Origin of the sequence: Vibrio sp. Vb2131 (assembly GCF_033338535.1) — a bacterium.
Classification (GTDB): Bacteria; Pseudomonadota; Gammaproteobacteria; order Enterobacterales; family Vibrionaceae; genus Vibrio; species Vibrio alginolyticus.
Genome location: NZ_JAWOSW010000017.1, coordinates 1 through 18,997 on the forward strand (window position 1 = coordinate 1; position 18,997 = coordinate 18,997).

The 18,997-nt window shown below is 41.3% G+C and carries 17 protein-coding genes, 1 tRNA gene and 1 pseudogene; 5 read left to right on the top strand and 14 right to left on the bottom strand.

Annotation, left to right across the window (positions count from 1 at the left end; all coding sequences use genetic code 11):
- Positions 1–495: 495 nt before the first annotated feature.
- The 7 genes from R7E38_RS17260 to R7E38_RS17290 form a co-directional block, all read right to left on the bottom strand.
- Entirely contained in the window at positions 496–1,749 is a 1,254-nt protein-coding gene (locus tag R7E38_RS17260; protein WP_226084036.1) for an HD-GYP domain-containing protein, read from the bottom strand.
- 130 nt (positions 1,750–1,879) lie between these two features.
- Positions 1,880–2,878: a LacI family DNA-binding transcriptional regulator gene (locus R7E38_RS17265; RefSeq protein ID WP_226084035.1), complete on the bottom strand. Its 999-nt coding sequence runs from the start codon at positions 2,876–2,878 to the stop codon at positions 1,880–1,882.
- Between the two features lie 104 nt (positions 2,879–2,982).
- Positions 2,983–3,738: a chitin disaccharide deacetylase gene (gene chbG, locus R7E38_RS17270; protein ID WP_226084034.1), complete on the bottom strand. Its 756-nt coding sequence runs from the start codon at positions 3,736–3,738 to the stop codon at positions 2,983–2,985.
- 18 nt (positions 3,739–3,756) lie between these two features.
- A complete protein-coding gene (locus R7E38_RS17275; protein WP_151514325.1) occupies positions 3,757–5,079 on the bottom strand; it encodes a 6-phospho-beta-glucosidase in 1,323 nt (440 codons plus the stop codon).
- A gap of 12 nt (positions 5,080–5,091) precedes the next feature.
- A complete protein-coding gene (locus R7E38_RS17280; RefSeq protein ID WP_025767646.1) occupies positions 5,092–5,403 on the bottom strand; it encodes a PTS lactose/cellobiose transporter subunit IIA in 312 nt (103 codons plus the stop codon).
- Positions 5,404–5,454: 51 nt separating this feature from the next.
- Complete coding sequence (locus tag R7E38_RS17285) at positions 5,455–6,789, bottom strand: PTS sugar transporter subunit IIC (RefSeq protein WP_005381064.1); 1,335 nt, start codon at positions 6,787–6,789, stop codon at positions 5,455–5,457.
- Positions 6,790–6,877: 88 nt separating this feature from the next.
- Positions 6,878–7,183 carry a PTS sugar transporter subunit IIB gene (locus tag R7E38_RS17290; protein ID WP_025767645.1) on the bottom strand — a complete coding sequence of 102 codons (306 nt, stop codon included), beginning with the start codon at positions 7,181–7,183 and terminating at the stop codon, positions 6,878–6,880.
- A gap of 247 nt (positions 7,184–7,430) precedes the next feature.
- Here R7E38_RS17290 and R7E38_RS17295 point away from each other — a divergent pair, with 247 nt between their 5' ends.
- Positions 7,431–8,714 (top strand): carbohydrate-binding protein, encoded by a 1,284-nt coding sequence (locus R7E38_RS17295; RefSeq protein ID WP_226084033.1) that lies wholly within the window; start codon positions 7,431–7,433, stop codon positions 8,712–8,714.
- A 245-nt stretch (positions 8,715–8,959) separates the two neighbouring features.
- On the opposite strand, the gene R7E38_RS17300 is transcribed toward R7E38_RS17295, so the two are convergent.
- From R7E38_RS17300 to R7E38_RS17320, 5 genes and pseudogenes are all read right to left on the bottom strand, one after another.
- Positions 8,960–9,044: transfer RNA gene (locus tag R7E38_RS17300), tRNA-Leu, on the bottom strand.
- 190 nt (positions 9,045–9,234) lie between these two features.
- A pseudogene (locus tag R7E38_RS17305) lies at positions 9,235–9,513 on the bottom strand (SDR family NAD(P)-dependent oxidoreductase); the annotation flags it as partial.
- A gap of 229 nt (positions 9,514–9,742) precedes the next feature.
- Positions 9,743–11,302: a diguanylate cyclase gene (locus R7E38_RS17310; RefSeq protein WP_140054588.1), complete on the bottom strand. Its 1,560-nt coding sequence runs from the start codon at positions 11,300–11,302 to the stop codon at positions 9,743–9,745.
- A 782-nt stretch (positions 11,303–12,084) separates the two neighbouring features.
- Positions 12,085–12,693: a hypothetical protein gene (locus R7E38_RS17315; RefSeq protein WP_213870411.1), complete on the bottom strand. Its 609-nt coding sequence runs from the start codon at positions 12,691–12,693 to the stop codon at positions 12,085–12,087.
- 134 nt (positions 12,694–12,827) lie between these two features.
- Complete coding sequence (locus R7E38_RS17320; protein ID WP_180769894.1) at positions 12,828–12,968, bottom strand: hypothetical protein; 141 nt, start codon at positions 12,966–12,968, stop codon at positions 12,828–12,830.
- Between the two features lie 407 nt (positions 12,969–13,375).
- Here R7E38_RS17320 and R7E38_RS17325 point away from each other — a divergent pair, with 407 nt between their 5' ends.
- The 4 genes from R7E38_RS17325 (at position 13,376) to R7E38_RS17340 (ending at position 18,326) form a co-directional block, all read left to right on the top strand.
- Complete coding sequence (locus R7E38_RS17325) at positions 13,376–16,243, top strand: DNA polymerase (RefSeq protein WP_226084032.1); 2,868 nt, start codon at positions 13,376–13,378, stop codon at positions 16,241–16,243.
- Positions 16,244–16,891: 648 nt separating this feature from the next.
- Positions 16,892–17,491 carry a hypothetical protein gene (locus tag R7E38_RS17330; protein ID WP_140147339.1) on the top strand — a complete coding sequence of 200 codons (600 nt, stop codon included), beginning with the start codon at positions 16,892–16,894 and terminating at the stop codon, positions 17,489–17,491.
- Between the two features lie 60 nt (positions 17,492–17,551).
- Positions 17,552–18,022, top strand: coding sequence for a hypothetical protein (locus tag R7E38_RS17335; protein WP_061871896.1), 471 nt, complete (start codon positions 17,552–17,554; stop codon positions 18,020–18,022).
- A 34-nt stretch (positions 18,023–18,056) separates the two neighbouring features.
- Complete coding sequence (locus R7E38_RS17340; RefSeq protein ID WP_025534411.1) at positions 18,057–18,326, top strand: hypothetical protein; 270 nt, start codon at positions 18,057–18,059, stop codon at positions 18,324–18,326.
- Positions 18,327–18,566: 240 nt separating this feature from the next.
- On the opposite strand, the gene R7E38_RS17345 is transcribed toward R7E38_RS17340, so the two are convergent.
- Both R7E38_RS17345 and R7E38_RS17350 read right to left on the bottom strand, forming a co-directional pair.
- Positions 18,567–18,764, bottom strand: coding sequence for a glycine zipper domain-containing protein (locus R7E38_RS17345; RefSeq protein ID WP_023585707.1), 198 nt, complete (start codon positions 18,762–18,764; stop codon positions 18,567–18,569).
- Between the two features lie 84 nt (positions 18,765–18,848).
- Complete coding sequence (locus R7E38_RS17350; protein WP_023585706.1) at positions 18,849–18,986, bottom strand: hypothetical protein; 138 nt, start codon at positions 18,984–18,986, stop codon at positions 18,849–18,851.
- Positions 18,987–18,997: the final 11 nt, after the last annotated feature.

Below are 18,997 nucleotides of genomic sequence, written 5' to 3' on the forward strand. Positions count from 1 at the left end.
CTTCAATTTAAGATTTTGTTCGGCTCAATGAATACTGAACATTACATAAGTAATGTTTGAATTGACTGTGCTGAATCCGAAGATTCAATGGTCACTTCGTTTCATTGAAACCTAAATTGTTTCCGAAGAAACTATTTGGATTATCATCAACGAGTGCCCACACAGATTGATAGGTCTATATTGTTAAAGAGCTTGCTTTGCGAGAAGTTTTTCTCTCAAAGCGGAGGTGCATTCTAGCGATTTAGTCGTTAGTGTCAAACACTTTTTTAAACTAATTTTTTGTAGAAGCTTTTTACCTCTTCGACCCTGCTGAAGCCTTGTGACGTCTGCCGTGTCGATGGATGCGCATTATAGGGAGAAGATTTTCTTTGGCAATACTAAAAATGCATTTTTTCTAAAAAAACATGCCAAATGGATACTTTCCATCCAACCCTAAAATTACCCAGAAATAACACTCAGGATTTATACAATTTACCCACAAAAAGCTGTGGATAACTACTCATCACTATCAAAGAAATAAGAAATACGCGAACGCGGATTTAGATACTCTTTTACTTTATCCGGTAATTTTGACGGATGAATCGCGTTAACTATCTTTATATCTTTTGAGGCAAGATCAATGATTGGCGCTTGCGTCCTTGGTACTGATGGATCGTAAACCAAAACATTCGGGAATAATAGATGCGATGCATTCACTGAGATAACCAGGCCGACCATATTATTAGAAAGCTGAACTACGGTACCCGGAGGAAACACGCCCATAAACTTAATTAGGATGTTCAGGTTCTCTTCTTTATATAGGTGTTTACAGTTCTTATATAAATGAGAGAGTGCGGTATAAGGAATCTTTTGATCTGAGACTATCGGTGTATGACACAAGTTATCAAACGCATTGGCTACAGCAATAATTTGAGCAAACTCGTTGATCTCATCTCCTTTCAGGCCTTTAGGATAACCAGACCCATCTCTTAGCTCATGGTGCTGCGCGATCACAATTCTCGCGACTTCGGGAAAAGCCTCGATTTGACTCGCAAGATCGACGCCATATTTAGTGTGCAACTTTAAGTAGTTGGTTTCTGGCTCTGTTAGAGGTAGTTGCTTTCTTAATATTGCAGTCGGGATTTTTATTTTCCCGATATCATGGAATAGTGCGGAGAAGGAAAGCTCTTTCAACTGTGCTGCTGAGTACCCTTTAGCACGGCCAATCATCATCGAGATAACAGCCACGTTCAATGAGTGGAAATAAATATCTTCAAACTCATTTTTTCCGTTCATCAGATGTAACGTAACATTATCATCGCACATTAACTTCTCGACGATATCTTCAATAAGAAGCTTTGCTTCATCAACTGCTGCTGTCGGACGGTTACGGATTTTAGTCATGACTGAACGCATACGTGCCAGAGAGCGCTCAAACTCTTTTTCACACTGAATCACGCGTCGACGGTATGCACTTAACTTTTCTATGCGGTTCTGTTTTTCTTGCCACATTTTTTGAGTTTCATGATCTAACGACGCTTCATTTGTTATTCTGTCAGCTTGTCTTTGATCAACAGGGAGTGGAACGGCATCGCTTTGCTCTGGATTAAAGTAAACGAACTTTACGCCGAGGTGGCGGATCATCTCGACTTGCTCTTGGTCTTTAATCTTAAAGCTATTGAGTAGAAAGGGGTGATCGTTCCACTTTAGCGGAAGACGGATATGTAATCCGGGTTGAATACGATCGACCGTTAGTTTAATGGCTGCCACTTATTCACTACTGATTTATATTTCTTAAGAGAGTTAGAATACTAGTAAATTTTGTGAATAAATTCATCAGTAACTATCAAAACATCAAACCGTTATTTCTAAGCGACTCACTTAATTAGATAGAAGTAAGCTACTTTAAGGAGCGATCTGCTTTGCGTATTTTAAGCTTGGCCTCGAACACTGGCTTGTCTATTACTTCTTGATCTTTGACTAGCCCCATTAACGCTTGTACCGCTACACGGGCCATGTCACTGATAGGAAAGTGCACTGCTGATACTGTAGGGTAAAGACTTTCACAAAGATCAACACTGTCAAAGCTAGTTAATGAGATTTGCTCTGGTACAGAAATACTGTGCTCGTGTAAGTACTGCATTGCGCCAACCGTCATTTCTTCACTGCACGAAAAGACAGCCGTCACATCAGGGTGTCGTTGTAAAATTGCAGCCATTGCATCATAACCACTTTGCCGACCATAATTCCCTTCTTCACACCAGCTTTCATCAATATCTATACCAGCATCCTTCATTGCATCAATATACCCAAGCTTTCTCAATACACTGTTATGACGTTGGGATGGACCGGCAATACAAGCAATCTTTCGATGACCACCAGCTAAAAGGTGCTCAACGGCAATACGGCTTGCATGATGATGGTTAAAGGTAACACAACGCTCTTCTATTCCTTCCACGTAGCGATCCAGAAGAACGAAAGGTGTTGGCTGTTTAGCTAATTCACGTAAGTCATCATCTGACAAATAACGACTATGAAGTACATAGCCGTCACAACGTAAATCATTAAAACGCTGAATTGCCTCTTTTTCACCTTGTGCAGAATGATGGCCTTGAGCTGTAATCAAAAACTTCTTATGAATATCCAGCTCGGTCTGAACCTGCTCCATCATCTCGCCAAAGAAGCCCCCCGTATAGTAAGTCACCAATAACCCAACCATATTACTGGATGAGGTTGCGAGTGAACGAGCAATTGCACTAGGACGATAATTCAATTGCGCCATAGCTTGCTCTACTTTTTTTCGAGTTTCCTCGCGAAATTTCCCCTCTCCATTAATAATTCGAGAAACGGTAGAGCGATTTACACCGGCGAGTTCGGCTACATCTTTAATCCTTGCCATAATGCTATTGGGTCCAACTGCAATTGTTATTAAATATTCGTTTGTGTAGAACGGCTGCCAGCAATTCGTAAGGTGCTATAGGGGGCGAAGCTGGCAGCCTTTAATCATACACCGACCATTTGATTGGTAGAAACAAGCTCAGAGTAATCCGTAACAGTTATACCATGATGAGCTAACTGTTCTTTTAAAATGGGAGAGGTAAGAACTTGTAACTCTAGCTCTCGCTGAAGCGCATAGCCACTCTTTAAGATAAGCGCCTGATCGGCCTCTGCCGGGTGGCACATCACCTCAACCAAGTCATAGTCAGCTTTTAAGCTCAATAGATGTGCCATTAAGCCATCCAAGCTCACTTTTTGATCATAAAACTCATCAGTAAAGATATACCTGATTGTCATCGATTCTTGACACAAGCCACTGCCCCGCAGTGGCACTCGGTATTCATTCGCTACTTCTTTAATAACGGGCAAAATTTGAGGGTGAGTATGCGCGTGATGATGGCTATCTAAGTGGCTTAGCTCTAACCCAAGCGATAGAAAATGTTCCACCTGAGCTTTTGCTTCATCATAAACGACCTGAGTTTCGAAGTCCTGCTTACTCCAAAGTTCGTCATAATTGATAAAGTGCGTTCGGCCGTTGGTCAAGTTAGGATGCTTCGTTATAGGCACACCTGCTGTAAACCTAAGATGAACGCCAATTTTCAAGTCTGGATTATGGCGAGCTAGTTCTAAGGCATGTTGCTCAGCATCCATACCCACCATCATGGTGGTTGAATGAACCACACCTTGCTGGTGAGCTTTAACGATGCCGCTATTTACACCTCTCGTTAAACCAAAATCATCAGCATTAAAAATGACTTTCATTGGCGTCCTTCCTTAGTACTACAACGTCGTTAGTTTAAATTGAGGTAAATACGGAGCGTTCACCGCTAGGATATCATCCAGGATTGACTTGGCGCGGCCAATGTCAGGCACCAATGGGTTATTGGTTAATGCCATAAGCGCCTTGTCATAATTACCTTCGACAGCAGCTTCTATTGTTAGCTGCTCATACGCTTTAACTTGATAGAGTAATCCTTTGATATTGTTTGACAACTCGCCAACCGCAAGAGGTTTCGCCCCCCAGCTACCAATCACCGCACTACATTCAATCACAGCATCGTCAGGTAGGCCGTTGATCGCTCCATTATTTAAAACGTTAACAACATGAATACTATTACGATTGTTATAAATTGAATCAACTAGGTTCAGTGATGCATCAGAATAATAAGCACCACCCCGCTCCTCTAACTCTTTCGGCTTATGATCGAGGGTAGGATCTTGATAGAGCTTAAATAGCGCATTTTCTGTTTCCATTACCTGCTCAGCACGAGTGCCTTTTTCATCGGCACTTTGTTTCTCTTCAGCAAGCATGGCATCAGTTTGGTAGAAGTAGCGATGATAAGGACATGGTATCGCCCCCAGTGCTTTTAGAAATGCAGGATCCCACGGCTCTTCCCAGATATTCTTCATACTGAAGTTGGCACCATCACCGACTTTCTCTAATACCGTTTGAGTAATATCTTCCCCATTGAGCCATGCTTTGTGTACCCACACGAGATGGTTTAACCCAGCAAACTCAAGTTGTAGCTCTTTTGGCTCGCACTCCATCATTTCTGCAATCATCATTTCCATTGAAACGGGCACATTGCATAAACCAATACTCTTTACTTTGGTGTACTTACTGACCGCTTCGGAAACTAAACCCGCTGGGTTGGTGAAATTGAGCATCCATGCGTTTGGAGCCAACTCTTCAATGTCTTTACAGATATCAAGAATGACCGGAATGGTTCGCAGAGCTTTAGCAAAACCACCAGGGCCCGTTGTTTCTTGGCCGATGACGTCGTACTTGATTGGGATTCGCTCATCGTTAGCGCGTGCAGCAAGGCCACCAACACGAAACTGCGTCATCACAAAATCCGCATCTTTTATCGCAGCACGGCGATCGAAACCGGCTTTTATCTCAATTTTTGCGCCGGCTTTATCGACCATTCGCTGAGCCAATCCTTTGATGATCTCAAGCTTCTCAGCTCCTGACTCAATGTCCACAAAATGGATTTTCTTAACGGGTAAATATTCTAAGCGCTTAATAACCCCTTCAACCAATTCCGGGGTATAGCTACTACCACCGCCAATAATGGCAAGTTTGATCGCCTCTCTAGACATTTTCATCCCCCTTTATTTGTTCGAGATTTTTTTGTTCAGTGCGACGATTTCTACAGCCATCTCTTGAGCCAAAATCGTAGTCATTAGGTGATCTTGAGCATGCACCATCACTAACGTCATCGGGACTTTCCCTTCTCCCTGATCTTCTTCAATAAGCTGAGTCTGTATTAAGTGGGCTTTATTAATGCACTCTCTTGCTTGAGAGAGCCTCTCATCAGCCGCTTCAAAATCTTGTTCTCGAGATAAACGCAATGCCTCGTAGCTTAAACTTCTGGCTTCACCAGCATTGCAAATGATCTCCATTACAACCAATTCTTGTTCCATCATTTTCTCTCCGAAAATCGGGCCGCGGTAATTGCGGCCCATTAAGCACAGTTAAGCAGTAACGCCTTCGCCTGACGGCTGCGTATCACCTTTAGTTTCCTTCGTCGTTGGTAGTTCTTGCTCCAACATTTGCTTCTCAAACATTTTGAAGAATGGGAAGTAGATGATTAGATCAAGAATTAATAAACCAATGACGAGCAATACTGGCGCAAAGGTCCAACCGCTACCCCACGAAGCACCTATCAGTGCCGGTGTTGTCCAAGGTGTTGTAGCGACCCCCATACCCACAAAGCCGACATGCACAGCAAAATACGCAATCGTAGCGTTGATGACTGGAGCGAAGACGAACGGGATAAACAAGGTCGGGTTCATCACAACTGGGCTACCGAAGATCACAGGTTCGTTGATTTGGAAAAAGCCAGGCACCGCACTCATTCGACCAATGCTCTTAAGGTGAACAGAACGGCTAAACGACATCAGCATAACAAGAGCAAGTGTTGCACCAGAGCCGCCAATAAAGATGTAAAAATCCCAGAACGGTTGAGTAAATACGTTTGGAATCGGTTCACCTGCAACAAAGGCTTCAATGTTGGCACCAATGTTGGTCAAAAAGATTGGAGAAAGCAGTCCAACAACAATTGCAGCACCATGAATACCCGCAAACCAAAGTAGCTGGCAAAGCAATAAAGCGCCAATAATGGCAGGCAATGAGTTAGACGCACTGATTAGCGGTTTAAAGATAGCCATAACAGCATCTGGAATCAGCATGTCGTACTGGGTTTGTACGAAAAGGCTAAGTGGATATAAGGTAATGAATATCGCTAAGACTGGTAGCAATACTTCAAATGATCGCGCAATCGCCGGTGGCACCTGCTCTGGCATGCGAATCGTAATATTGTGCTTTTTCATAAAACGGTAGAGCTCCACCGAGAAAAATGCACACATCACTGCGGTGAAGATCCCGGTTCCGCCCATGTGAGACATAGACAACGCGCCATCTTTAGCTGGGGCCGCAATGAGTAAAAAAGACATTAGTGACAATACAGCACTCGTGATCCCATCCATCTTGTAAGCCTTCGCTAAACTATAAGCAACGCCCAGCGAAACAAAAATGGTCATGATCCCCATCGACATGTTGTAGGGCATCATTATGGTATCAAAATGTGTAGTGGCGAAATCGAGCCAAATTCGACCAAAAGTAAAGGTTGTATCTTCGGCAAATGGGGGGAATGCAAAAATCAAAATGAAACTACCAACAATAATAAACGGCATTGCGACAATAAAACCGTCTCTCATTGCGCGAACATGGGGCTGATTCCCCACTTTAGCTGCTATAGGGGCTATATGCTTTTCGACTGCGCCTATAATTGCGTCATAAAGCTTCATAGAATCCATCCTTATTTTAGGCAAAAGAATCCCGCATCAAATATTTATATTTGATGTACAGTTATCTTTTTTAATTTAAAACTATGGTTTAGTTAATTAATTCTAATGCTTGCTCTAGTACTTCCTCTCCCTTCATCATTCCATAATGCTGAGGAGAAATCGCGTCAATGTTTTTACCATGCTCTTGCGCCGTTTTTCTTAGCTCTTCTAGCTGAAAACGTACTTGAGGCCCGAGAAGACAAACATCGTACTCTTTAATTGCATCTTCAAATGCATTCACTGACATCGCATCAATTTTGCATTCAATTCCTTTATTTTCAGCAGCTTGCTCCATTTTCTTAACAAGCATACTGGTGGACATCCCTGCGCTACAGCATAAAAGGATCTTTTTCATAGCCTTACTCCCGTTGTGTAAATTTCAACCTGCAAAAACTGTAGCAAAAATAACCAAGACAAAAAAGCGCAACCGGTTGCATTATTCGTGAACACAATCCCAATTTAGAAAATACCACCTATTTTTTTGTAATTATTTAGGTCTAGGATAAAAGTCATAAAATAATTTAAGACATCACATTAAGTTTCAAATTATCAATATTTTACTACTGACAACGTCGTTATTAATTTCTTAAAAGGAATAGAGAATGAAATTTAATAAATTGGCTATTGCAACGCTTGTAAGTGCCGCACTATCACAACACTCATTTGCTCAAACCGACTCTAAAGGCACAATTTATCTAACGTTTGATGATGGACCAATCAATGCATCTATTGACGTTATTCAAGTACTTAACCAGGAAGATATCAAAGCGACGTTTTACTTTAATGCTTGGCATTTAGATGGAATTGGTGATGAGAATGAAGACCGTTCCCTAGAAGCCTTAAAGCTCGCATTAGACACTGGTCATATTGTTGCGAACCACAGTTACGATCACATGGTGCACAACTGCGTGGATGAGTTTGGACCGAACAGTGCTGCGGAGTGTAATGCGACCGGGGACCACCAGCTTAACTCGTATCAAGACCCTGTTTACGATGCCTCAATGTTTACGGAAAACTTATCTGTGTTAGCAAAGTATTTGCCGAACATTACAAGCTACCCGAACTACAAGGCAACAGAGTTTGCTAGACTGCCCTACACCAACGGTTGGCGCGTGACGAAAGACTTCAAAGCAGATGGGTTATGTGCCACGTCTGATGACCTGAAACCTTGGGAACCAGGATATGTATGCGATACATCCAACCCATCCAACAGTGTAAAAGCAGCTATCGAGGTTCAAAATATCCTAGCGAATAACGGCTATCAAACTCACGGTTGGGATGTGGACTGGGCACCCGAAAATTGGGGCATTGAAATGCCAGCAAACAGCCTTACAGAAGCAGAAGCATTTCTTGGATATGTGGATTCCGCGTTAAACACTTGTGCACCAACAACGATTAACCCGATCAACTCCAAAGCTCAAGAGTTCCCATGTGGTACACCTTTACACGCCGATAAAGTTATCGTATTAACTCACGAGTTCCTATTTGAAGATGGTAAGCGTGGCATGGGTGCAACGCAAAACCTACCTAAGCTCGCTAAGTTTATACAGTTAGCAAAACAAGCGGGTTATGACTTCGACACAATGGATAACTACACACCGAACTGGCAAGTTGGTCATAACTACGACGCTGGCGATTACATCTTACACCTAGGTACTGTATACCAGGCTGTAACAAACCATACTGCGCAACAAGATTGGGCACCGTCTCCAACCTCTAGCCTTTGGACAAATGCAGACCCAGCCACTAACTGGACTCAGAATGTTTCCTATAAACAAGGTGATGTGGTGACTTATCAAGGTTTGCGTTATCTAGTTGATGTACCGCACGTGTCCCAAGCAGACTGGACTCCGAACACTCAAAATACCTTGTTCACAGCTCTATAGGCTGTTCCTACTATCACCATGTAGTAGTTTGCGCGAGGCATACCCCTCGCGCTTTTTTGTTTTGAAGATCCAGATACAACAAAGCCCCGACTTCCATCGAGGCTCTGTCTTAAAATATGGTACCTGCGAGTGACTTGACTGGCAGGCACTCCTGACGCCACCGCGAAGGCAACGCTAACTTTCTTTTGATATTTACGAACACCTAAAACGACGAAAGGCCGCTATAAAAGCGACCTTTCTTTGTATGGTACCGGTGGGCGGACTTGAACCGCCACGCCCGAAGGCAACGGATTTTGAATCCGTCGTGTATACCAATTTCACCACACCGGCATCTTTGGGCTATTGCCCTTTGATGGTTGGCATTATACGTAAGCTTTTGACCTGCGCAAGCAGAAATACCTTAAATAACTATCGTTTGCTGATAATTTCGCCACAAAGTGTGACAAAGCTGTACTCATAAGAAACGTACGCTCCATTTTCTACTACTCTTCCAGATGAAAATGAGTATACGAAACTCTTTTTAAGTTCTATTCACTGTAATATCAGAAACATAACCATTCCCAATGCTCGACAACGCATTATGGAGCATCTCTGCGGCATCTTCTGCTTGCATGAAGTGACTCGTGTCCATCGTATTGCCGCTTGATTTCCAGAATTCCGTATCCATTCCACCAGGATAAACCGCGATAATTTTCATAGGTTTTCCTTTTAGCTCCAAACGAACCGACTCAATTAATCCTTTGACGGCCCATTTCACTGCACAATACGTAGACTCTTGCGCTTTAGGTTGTTGCGCGGATTAGGCTGACTTCATCAGCCTCCTCGACAGAATCAGAGCAAGGGATACAAGACCATGAATGCACCATAATGCTAAAGCAATCTTATTGGTCACTTTCGGATTCAAAATACCGCTGCCTTCGGGCGTGGCTAACTCACTTTTGGACAAAAGTGTTTTAGCTATTTTACTAACTTAGCGATTCATAGATTAGCTCAGGTATGCCAAATGGTCTGATTTTAGGCGATTAAGATTAAAACTTAATCACACTCCAGCGTGTCGCTTGGTTCCTGCCATTTTCTTTCGAGTGATAAAGTGCTGTATCAGCTCTTTCTATGGCATCTTCTAGACTACTGTCATCTAATTGGAACTCAGAGATACCGATACTTACAGTTATGTTTTTAGGGCCTGAAAAAATATATTTTTCTATTAAACTTCGCAATTTTTCGGCAACTAGCATCGAGCTGTCTTCATCTGTGTTGGGAAGCAATAGAACAAACTCCTCACCGCCCCAACGAGCAAAAGAGTCACTAATTCTTATGTTTCTATGGATTAATTTACTAAACTGAACTAGATAATCATCGCCAACAGCATGACCAAACTCGTCATTGATGCTTTTAAAGTAGTCAATATCAATCATCATTACGGTATATATGGAATTATACCTTTTTGCTTTAACGTATTCCTGTGACAATAGTTCAACCATCTTATTTCTATTTAGCACTTGAGTTAGAAAGTCTATGGTTGACATTTTAAGTAGTTTATTTTGATTTCGATAACTTTGAAAAACAATTACAAAAAATGAGATTAACACTATGAATATCATAAAATTAAACAGAAGATAGTTTCTTTTCATAAGCATTAATGTATCGTCTTCTGATATTGAAATTAAATAGGCCACGTGCTCTCTTTTAAAATTTTCAACTGATAAGAAAGATACAATCAGATATTTTCCATTCACATTGAACTCTTTTGAAAAAGTATTACCAGTTTTAATATGAGGATCAAGCTGTTTTTTAAATAGTTCAGTATCACCCTTAAGTTCAGTAAACTTCAGGTTTTTCAGGCTTTTATTTAGCACGTCTTTATCTACATAGTAATCACTGGCTATTTTACTATGTATGTAGTTATTCTTCGTATCATCAAACACTTTGTAATTCACAACATCCTTATTCATCAAGAAGAAAAAATCTTGTTCAGGATATAGATTAAACAATAAATTGACGATACTACCCATTGATAGGGATACTTCTAAAGTGCCTATCTGAATGTCATTATATACTACTGGATAAACGAATCGATAACCGTTATATATTCTACCTTCTTCAAATCCCTGTACAAATCGCTTTTCTTTATTGGATATCCTTACCGATTCTCTTATAGAGAATAAATTATCACCAAATTTTTCAGGTTTATGGACACGTAAAAAACTATCACCATTTTCAAAGTGAAAATGTAACTGTCGAAAGTTAAAATCTGTAAGAGTTTTATACTTTTCTTCCAGCATCGAGTATATTGAATTTCTATTAGATGTTCTTATGCTCTCATCACCAAAATAGGCTTCACTCATCAACCTAAAAATATCTTGGTCATCCTCAATTTCTTTAAATACGTAATTTGAAAAATCTTTATAAACGCCTAAGCTAGACTCAACTTTAGAACGTAGTTCATGAGAAGAACCAAGTAAAATTCGTTCTCTTTGAGTTTGATATTCATTAAATATGAATGTTATTGCCATCACGACTACAAAAACTAGTAACAAGCATGAATAAAGCATCTTTTTTATATTTGATTCTCTTGTTTGAATTGTCATTTTATCCACCAAGCCCACGTCTTCAACAAATCATAATCGCACAAATACTTATACGCTTAAAGGATTGAATTGACTATTTATACCTCACAACCCTTTGTCTACTCACATCAAAATGATGACAAACACACAAAAAGAAATCCTAAAGCGCCAACAAGCCTGTAGACAGGGAATTGTTCACATTATGAGCTAGTCAGAACCAGATCGAATCATTAAAATTATTTGGTCAGACATTGATACCAAAAATTGTTATGAGTAATAAATCTAAATGGGAAAGGGGCAAAACCAGCTTAGCGCAAACATCAACCCCGAATTTGATACCATCTATCAGACTCTTGAGCGACCGAACTGAATGACGGTTTTCTGGTGCTGACTTACTGACTAATCAACAATATATTGCGACTCGCTATCCTAGACCTTTCTCAAACAACCACCTAGCTCCCTTCCTCTCCCAACTAGAAAAGCCCTCTCGGAAACCTCCTGCTAACACTTAGGGGGAAGCTTCAATCGTATTCTCTCCAAGACAATCAATATCGACTGTAGGGGTTAAAGGCAAAGGACACAGAGGAACACATCCTCTAGTAGAGACTAAGGTTAAAAAAAAACTCGTATAATTTAATACACGAGTTTTAGAAGCTTATGAAACTATAACTACTTACTGTTAATAGCCCCGATGAATAGCATGAACACACCAATAGCACACGCCACTAGTGGAAAGTTGATACAAAAAACCATAAAAAGGAGAACAAAAATAAGTTTAATCATACTGTGCACACTCTTATGAATTAAAGGCCACACATTTCATCAAACTCTTGAAGAATGTCGTATTTGATCATGGCATCAGCCCCTTTTTCTTGTCGATATGCTTTTATTAGGCCATCCACACAATCTTCACCGGTTGAGTACATATCTCTGTCACGACTGATTTTAATAACTCGCTCATAAGAAATCCCTCCCAAGCTAACCAGTTCATCGTAATCAAGTCCATCTAACCTATCCATCAAATCAGACTGTCGTTGAGGATCTAGTTTTATATCTCTACCAAAGTTTTGGCTACTTGAGCGTTGCGCTAGAGTTTGGACCTCTCCTCTAGTTAAGTTAGGTCGAGATTCAACGTAATCCAGAAGTATGATTCGATTAAATGCAACAGCAGCTAATTGTGCTTCATAATCACTATCTCTAGACTCAGCAACCTCCACAACAGAGTCAATCAGTGACTCGACAGAGCTACCATCAAGCTCAGGCTCAAACACATAATTAAAAAATGAGACAGGCCACATTACCCCCTCAGAAAAATGGTCCTTACCAAAACCTTCTGGACCATTAGTTGTAAACATTGAATAGCCTGTAACAACAAAAGCAATAGCCACGTACACACTTAATATATGCTTCATTCAAATACCTATAATTTTTTTTTTAAACTTTCTCATATCTTACACATGAAAAATTTAAATTAATATTATATCTATCAAATTACAGGCATATAAATTAAGTCACATATTCACATGTGACATATAGACAGTATGTTTCAAGTAAAAACAGCCTCAGTATCTTGACCCAACGACAGATTGCGCATCTCACCCTGATTCTTAGCTAGACGAGCCTTGTCATTCACCGAGGTAACGGCTTTACCCAAATCACCACCAGAAAACGAGACAAAGCAGCTCATAATGCAATCAAGCAGTAACAAAGACCTGATCCCACTATAGGATCAGGCTCTCTATACCGCACATACAGTCAGACCAAATCGTTCACCACTACACTATCAGGGTAATACCATATTAAATCGGACCTCCTAGCGGAGTTATTTATATGTTTAGTTATACTCGATGAAAAACAGCACCGTTTTGAGACTTCCCATACCCGGTATGGGTTTCTACTTTCATCAATTGCCCCACTCTCCATACCGCACATCAAAATCTCAAAAATCATCGTTCTGCCCCTCCCACTTTCTACACAACCTTATCACTCACACACAAAACCAAGACGAAGCCACACTCATCAGTGGATGAGCTCTGTGGTATAAAGAGGGACGCATCACCCGCCAACAATGCACTTGGTTATAAGAGAACAACGATGAACAATGAAAACAAACCTAACCATGTTGAAGCCATAGATAAAGAACTCGACGAATACTTCCAAGCAGAAACCACCGACCAAACCACAGAATCAACTGACATTGAACTTGATGAATTTCTAGCTCAAGAGCAAACCAATCAATACTCAAGCAACGAAGTCGATGATGAACTCGACCTTTACTTCGAGAATGAACAACAGTCACCATGGCAAGCGCTCAAGGGTGATGATGAAGCGGTTCACATTGGTATAGATAGTGAGTACGTCTACAACGCCGAAGAGAACCGAAACGACATTCTGTCTTATCAGTACTACCTTATTTCAGGTGAACACCACATAAGCGATGTGGTACTGACTCCTGTTGCAGAAGTCATAAAGAAATCCAGAGCTGCAAATAAGAGCCGAGAGGACGAACTCAAAGCCATCAACAAGGTCAAGAAACCACGTAAGAAATTCGAAGAGTTCTTAGTTGAGATACTTCAAGCCGCTTTAGGTCGCGGGTTCATCAAAGGCTGGCCAAAATCCATCTACATCTACGCACATTACTTAAGAGCCGATATGGTTTCATTCGAGGCATTCTGGGATACCAGTCAAAAAGCCAAGTTAGAGGTTGTTAGAAGCACATTAACCTCGACCCGTGGTACATATGGCATAGATTTAGATGCTGTAGGAAGAACGAAACAAGCCTCAGAACCTGTGCACTTCACAGATAAACACGGTAAGAAGCGTGAGAGTCGCGTCCGCTTTGTAGATACTTTACTACTAAGTCCGGGACAAAGTGGACTAGATAATGCGGGGGAGCTCATCGGCATTAAAAAAGAAGTCATTCCAAAGCCTTATCGCAAAGATCGCATGGACGAATTACTCGTTGCAGATGAACCACTCTTTCTTCGCTATGCACTAAGAGACGCTGAGATCACTGTTAAATACGGTTTAGAGATGCAACGTTTCGCACTCAAAGACATCAAAGCATCACTCAAAGACAAAATCCCAGAAGACAGGTTAGAGAAACTTCAATTCCGTCACTTACCATCAACGTTAGGTAATTTCTCGGTATCACTATTCAAATCACTCACGGGTGATAAAGAAGCATTAAACCAAGCATTGGGCATGGAGACCAAAACGATTCAATACTGGAATCAAACTCAAGGTCGAGTCATGCAGAAGAAAGAAACGGTTATTACAGCAGGTCGCCGCATCTTCGAACAACTGGCGATAGACTGCTTCCATGGTGGTAGAAACGAATGTTACGTGTTTGGTGGCGTAAACTTAGGCGATTACAACGATTTCGATCTTGCTACAGCGTACGTCAATGCCTTAATGGACATTAAACCCGTAGACTTCGAGAAAAGCTTCACTTCAACCAATATCAATGACTATCTCGGTCATAAAATGGGGTTTGCTTACGTTAAGTTCAGCTTCAATAAAGACACTACGAAATTTCCATGCCTACCCGTTAGAACTGACCTCTATGGATTATATTATCCGCTAGAGGGCTACTCTTACTGCACCGCACCTGAAATAGAAGTCGCATATAACATGGGATGTGATATTGAAATTCAGTTCGGAGTGATAGTTCCATGGATTGAAGATAAAGAGCCACTTTTCAAAGGCTTTACGGAACTCATCAGAGAGCAAAGACAAAAATACACGGATGAAGGCGATAAATTCAGAGAGAAGCTCTGGAAGGAGATTGGCAATACACTATACGGTAAATTAGGGCAAGGACTCAAAGGAAAGCGCGGTTTCAACTCATTAGATGGGTTAAGCAAAAATATCCCACACTCTCCTGTTACCAATCCATATTTTGCTGCCAGTGCCACAGGGTTCGTTAGAGCGGTTCTCTCAGAGCAATTAGCAGGGATTCATAAACACCATGGCGACGACGTTACCATTGTAAGTGCCACAACAGATGGGTATCTCGTAGACTGTACTGAAGAACAACTCCATGTTTCAGGAACCATTAGCCAACGGTTCAGTAAGATATGCGAGCAAACGGGTGACGGTAAGATGATTAAGCATAAGCACCATGCTAAACAAATCATCGCAATGAAAACCCGTGGACAAATCACAGGTGAATATGGCGATACCGAACCCGTCATAGCAAAAGCAGGCGTTAAGCCACCGGAATCAGCCTTATCATCGGCAAAGGATGAAAATGCTTATATGGTCGAACTGTTCTTAGACCGTTATCCCGGACAGAAGATCCCAAACAACTCATTGATTTCACCTCGTGACATGTACCTTAAAGACATGGACTTGATAGAAATCCAACGAGAAAAGACGCTCAACTTAGAGTTCGACTTTAAGCGTAAACCCGTTAATCCTCGCATGACTAAAATCCGCCATCCTAAAGGTCACATCGTCGAGCATATCTACTTCGATACCGTACCGTGGAAGAACGAGCAAGAGGGACAACAGACTCGCGCATTGTTTGATGGATGGCGACGTGATAACTGCCTTAAAAATATGAGCGACTGGGAAGACTGGATCGACTACAGCAAAACCAAACCACTCCTGAAGGGGTCATACATCAAGTATGAGGAAGGCGGTTCACAGGGTGCCCTGCTAAAACTCGCGTTACGTGCCCTATCTAAAGAGAGCTACGGACTGACCAAAACCATTAATGGTAAGAAACTCACTCTCAAACAGCTCACTGAGCTATTTAACAATGCAGGATATAGGATTGCAGATAATGCCATTAGTAATTCACGAGACACAGCCTTCCGTCCTAACGTACTCGCTGCAACCCCAAGACTAATCCCACTATTACGTTGGTTAATTGCAACGTTCCCTGACATGGAGATAGAACACTTTTTCCATAAAGACGAACTGGATGAAGTAAAAATGATGCTGAAGAACTCGTGATAGTTGGTAACGATAGCGGAAAACGTGAAGAGAACCGCTTACACACAAACACATAACTGTTTGATTTTAATAAATTATATCAACATAAATGGATGTTATATCTTGATAGGGGATTAGGTTAAAGATTTCGTGATGGGATTACTGACGTAATCAGAGGGGAATTGCGTGACCTAATTACACTATCAAGATACAACATCCATCTTTTAACTTAATATTATGATTTATATACCATTATTCAGTCAGAACTAAGTTTACCTATCCTAATTTTTTGCCTCTATTCAAACTAAAAAAGGAGTGGACGGTATCTACCCTCCATTCAAATGCATAAAACGTGATCAGGTTCACAAAAATAACGCTAAAAATCTTGATCCAATTTGCTCTTGAAAAATCCGATACATGTCTAGCAGGCTCTTAAACCAATTCTCCCGAGTGGATTAATATCCCTTTTTAGTAACAAGCAATTCGGTAACACCCTCGTTACACGCCTTTTAAACAACGATACACCCCCTTGTAATCCACTTTTCATTTTTTCACTATAAAACACTCAAAACCATATATAAGTCGTTGTTTTAAAGGGATTTTTAGTATTGACCAAAAACTTAAAAGGGGCTTAAATGAGGGCTCTTTTTAAATATGGAGACAAGAAAAATGACTGATGTAAACAAAGCATTAGAGCACATTGAAAACCTTTTAAGCGAGTTAGCCAATACAGTAGTAAACGCATTGTCGAACGCGGGTGCAGGTCGTGTTGTTGATAAGGAACTGTGTGAGCAAGCCCAGTACGATATTGGTGCTGCAATGCATGAAGCTAAGCAGCTCTTTCAAGGGAACAAGAATAAGTTCGGTAAATGGCGTGATGAAAATATTATCGGCAACGGTAAACGTACGGTAGATAAGCGCACGCTTACACGTTGGACTAACTTATGTGAATTCGGAACGCTAGATGAATGTCGTAAAGTAGGATTTACCAAAGTTTACAAGTTATCGAGTAAACGCTATGCCCCTTTGCGTGAGCAAATTAAACAACACCTAGAACAACACCCGGATGTTGAATCCGACACTATCAATGAAATGTTCAACGATTTTGCAACTCAATTAAAAACAGAGAAGAAACAGACCACCCCCGTTGTGAATGATGGCTTAGTTGACAAGGTATCGGAACTGGAAGCTCGCCTCAAAGAGCTAGAGCAGGAAAATGCCAACCTACGTCAACAGTTAGAAGGTCAACCCACTCTTGAAGCTGCGTAACTTGTTACCGAAACGACATTATGACGTTTCGGTTTTGCTATCGACTATTAAGGAACACCCATGGCAACCGAAGTAAAAAAGAACACGGTGAATTTATTCAGTGTCAAGTTACAGGTGTCAACGAGTATCTTGGCATCAATCAATATCACTGATGGCAATATCAGTGTCAGAGCAGCGAGCGGTAAACAGCTAGCTCATTTGACTCTTAAAGATGAAGAAAGTGAGCAAAATCTCGATACGCTATTTGCTGACCTTGAGAAGCTTTGTATCCGAGACGCGAATTACTGGATAACCCTCCCAACAGGTAGTTGGGTGCGGAAAAACGCCATTCTAGGATATGAATGTCACCTTAGTGAAAAATATCAAGGACTTATCCTGAGAACTCAAGGTAACCGGATTCTTTCATTTATTCCCTGTGATGATCTAGATACACAGTTAATGATCAAACAGGAAATTCAGAAGGCTACAGCAGCATCATCACCGTCCCGTCGTTACAAACCTAACTGGGACTTCCATCAAAGCGCAGTTTAACTGCATCTTTTACTTAACTATTGGAATATAAATTATGAACATGTCTATCTATGATTTAATCGTTAATGCTTTCACCGCTGAAGCAAATCGCACTAACCAGAACCGCCGAACTCGCCTTCGTGAGGTTCGTAAAGTTGGTCAGAATATCGAGTCGAAAGGTGGCAAGATCCAACATTGGGATCAAATCCTTGATGAGCTTGAAACCGCGCTGGTGCACGACTATGACACTAAACGCGATTCTTTCGGTTACAAGGAGACAGCGAAACGCTTGAAGCAGGTGATTAGCGAAGTCACTGGTCACTAACGTGTTACAAGTTACTCTCACTACTTAATAGTTTTTTAATAGTACGTTTTTTATCAAATAAATTGCCCAGACCTTAGCGATCATTTCATGCAAGAATTTCCATACTCCATCTGAAAGGTGTTTGTTGACGGACGTTAGCAAGCACCTTTTGACCTTCTGCTTTCCACTCTTGAAACGACATAATTTCAGCTCGAACCCACCAATAAAAAAGAAGCAGAGTCACCCCTACTTCTTCCTTTACTAGATAACATCTAGCTCATCTAACGCCCCTCCGATTAATGCACCTGCGACAAACCCGATCGCTCCACCAATCACGACACCCTGTGGACCATAGCGGGTACCGAGTGTGGCACCGTACTTCGCGAATCGAACACCTGTTGACGAGCTAGGCTTAAACCAGCGCTGTTGAGGGTTAGAGTGAAAATGTGTTTTCGTCATAATGTTTTCCTTTTCTATAGATACAGAAAAGGGCGATACCTTTCGATACCGCCCTTGTTGATAAGCCTAATTTAGTGATGGGACTTAATCATCGTCATCATCAGCCATGAAGTCACCGCCAAGCCAACCATCGTCGCCCGGTTCCATGTCGAAGTCCTGACTGAAGCCAGAGTCTTCTGTACCATCATCATAGTCACCTTGGTCTTCTGTCCAACCGCCCATAACGAATACTC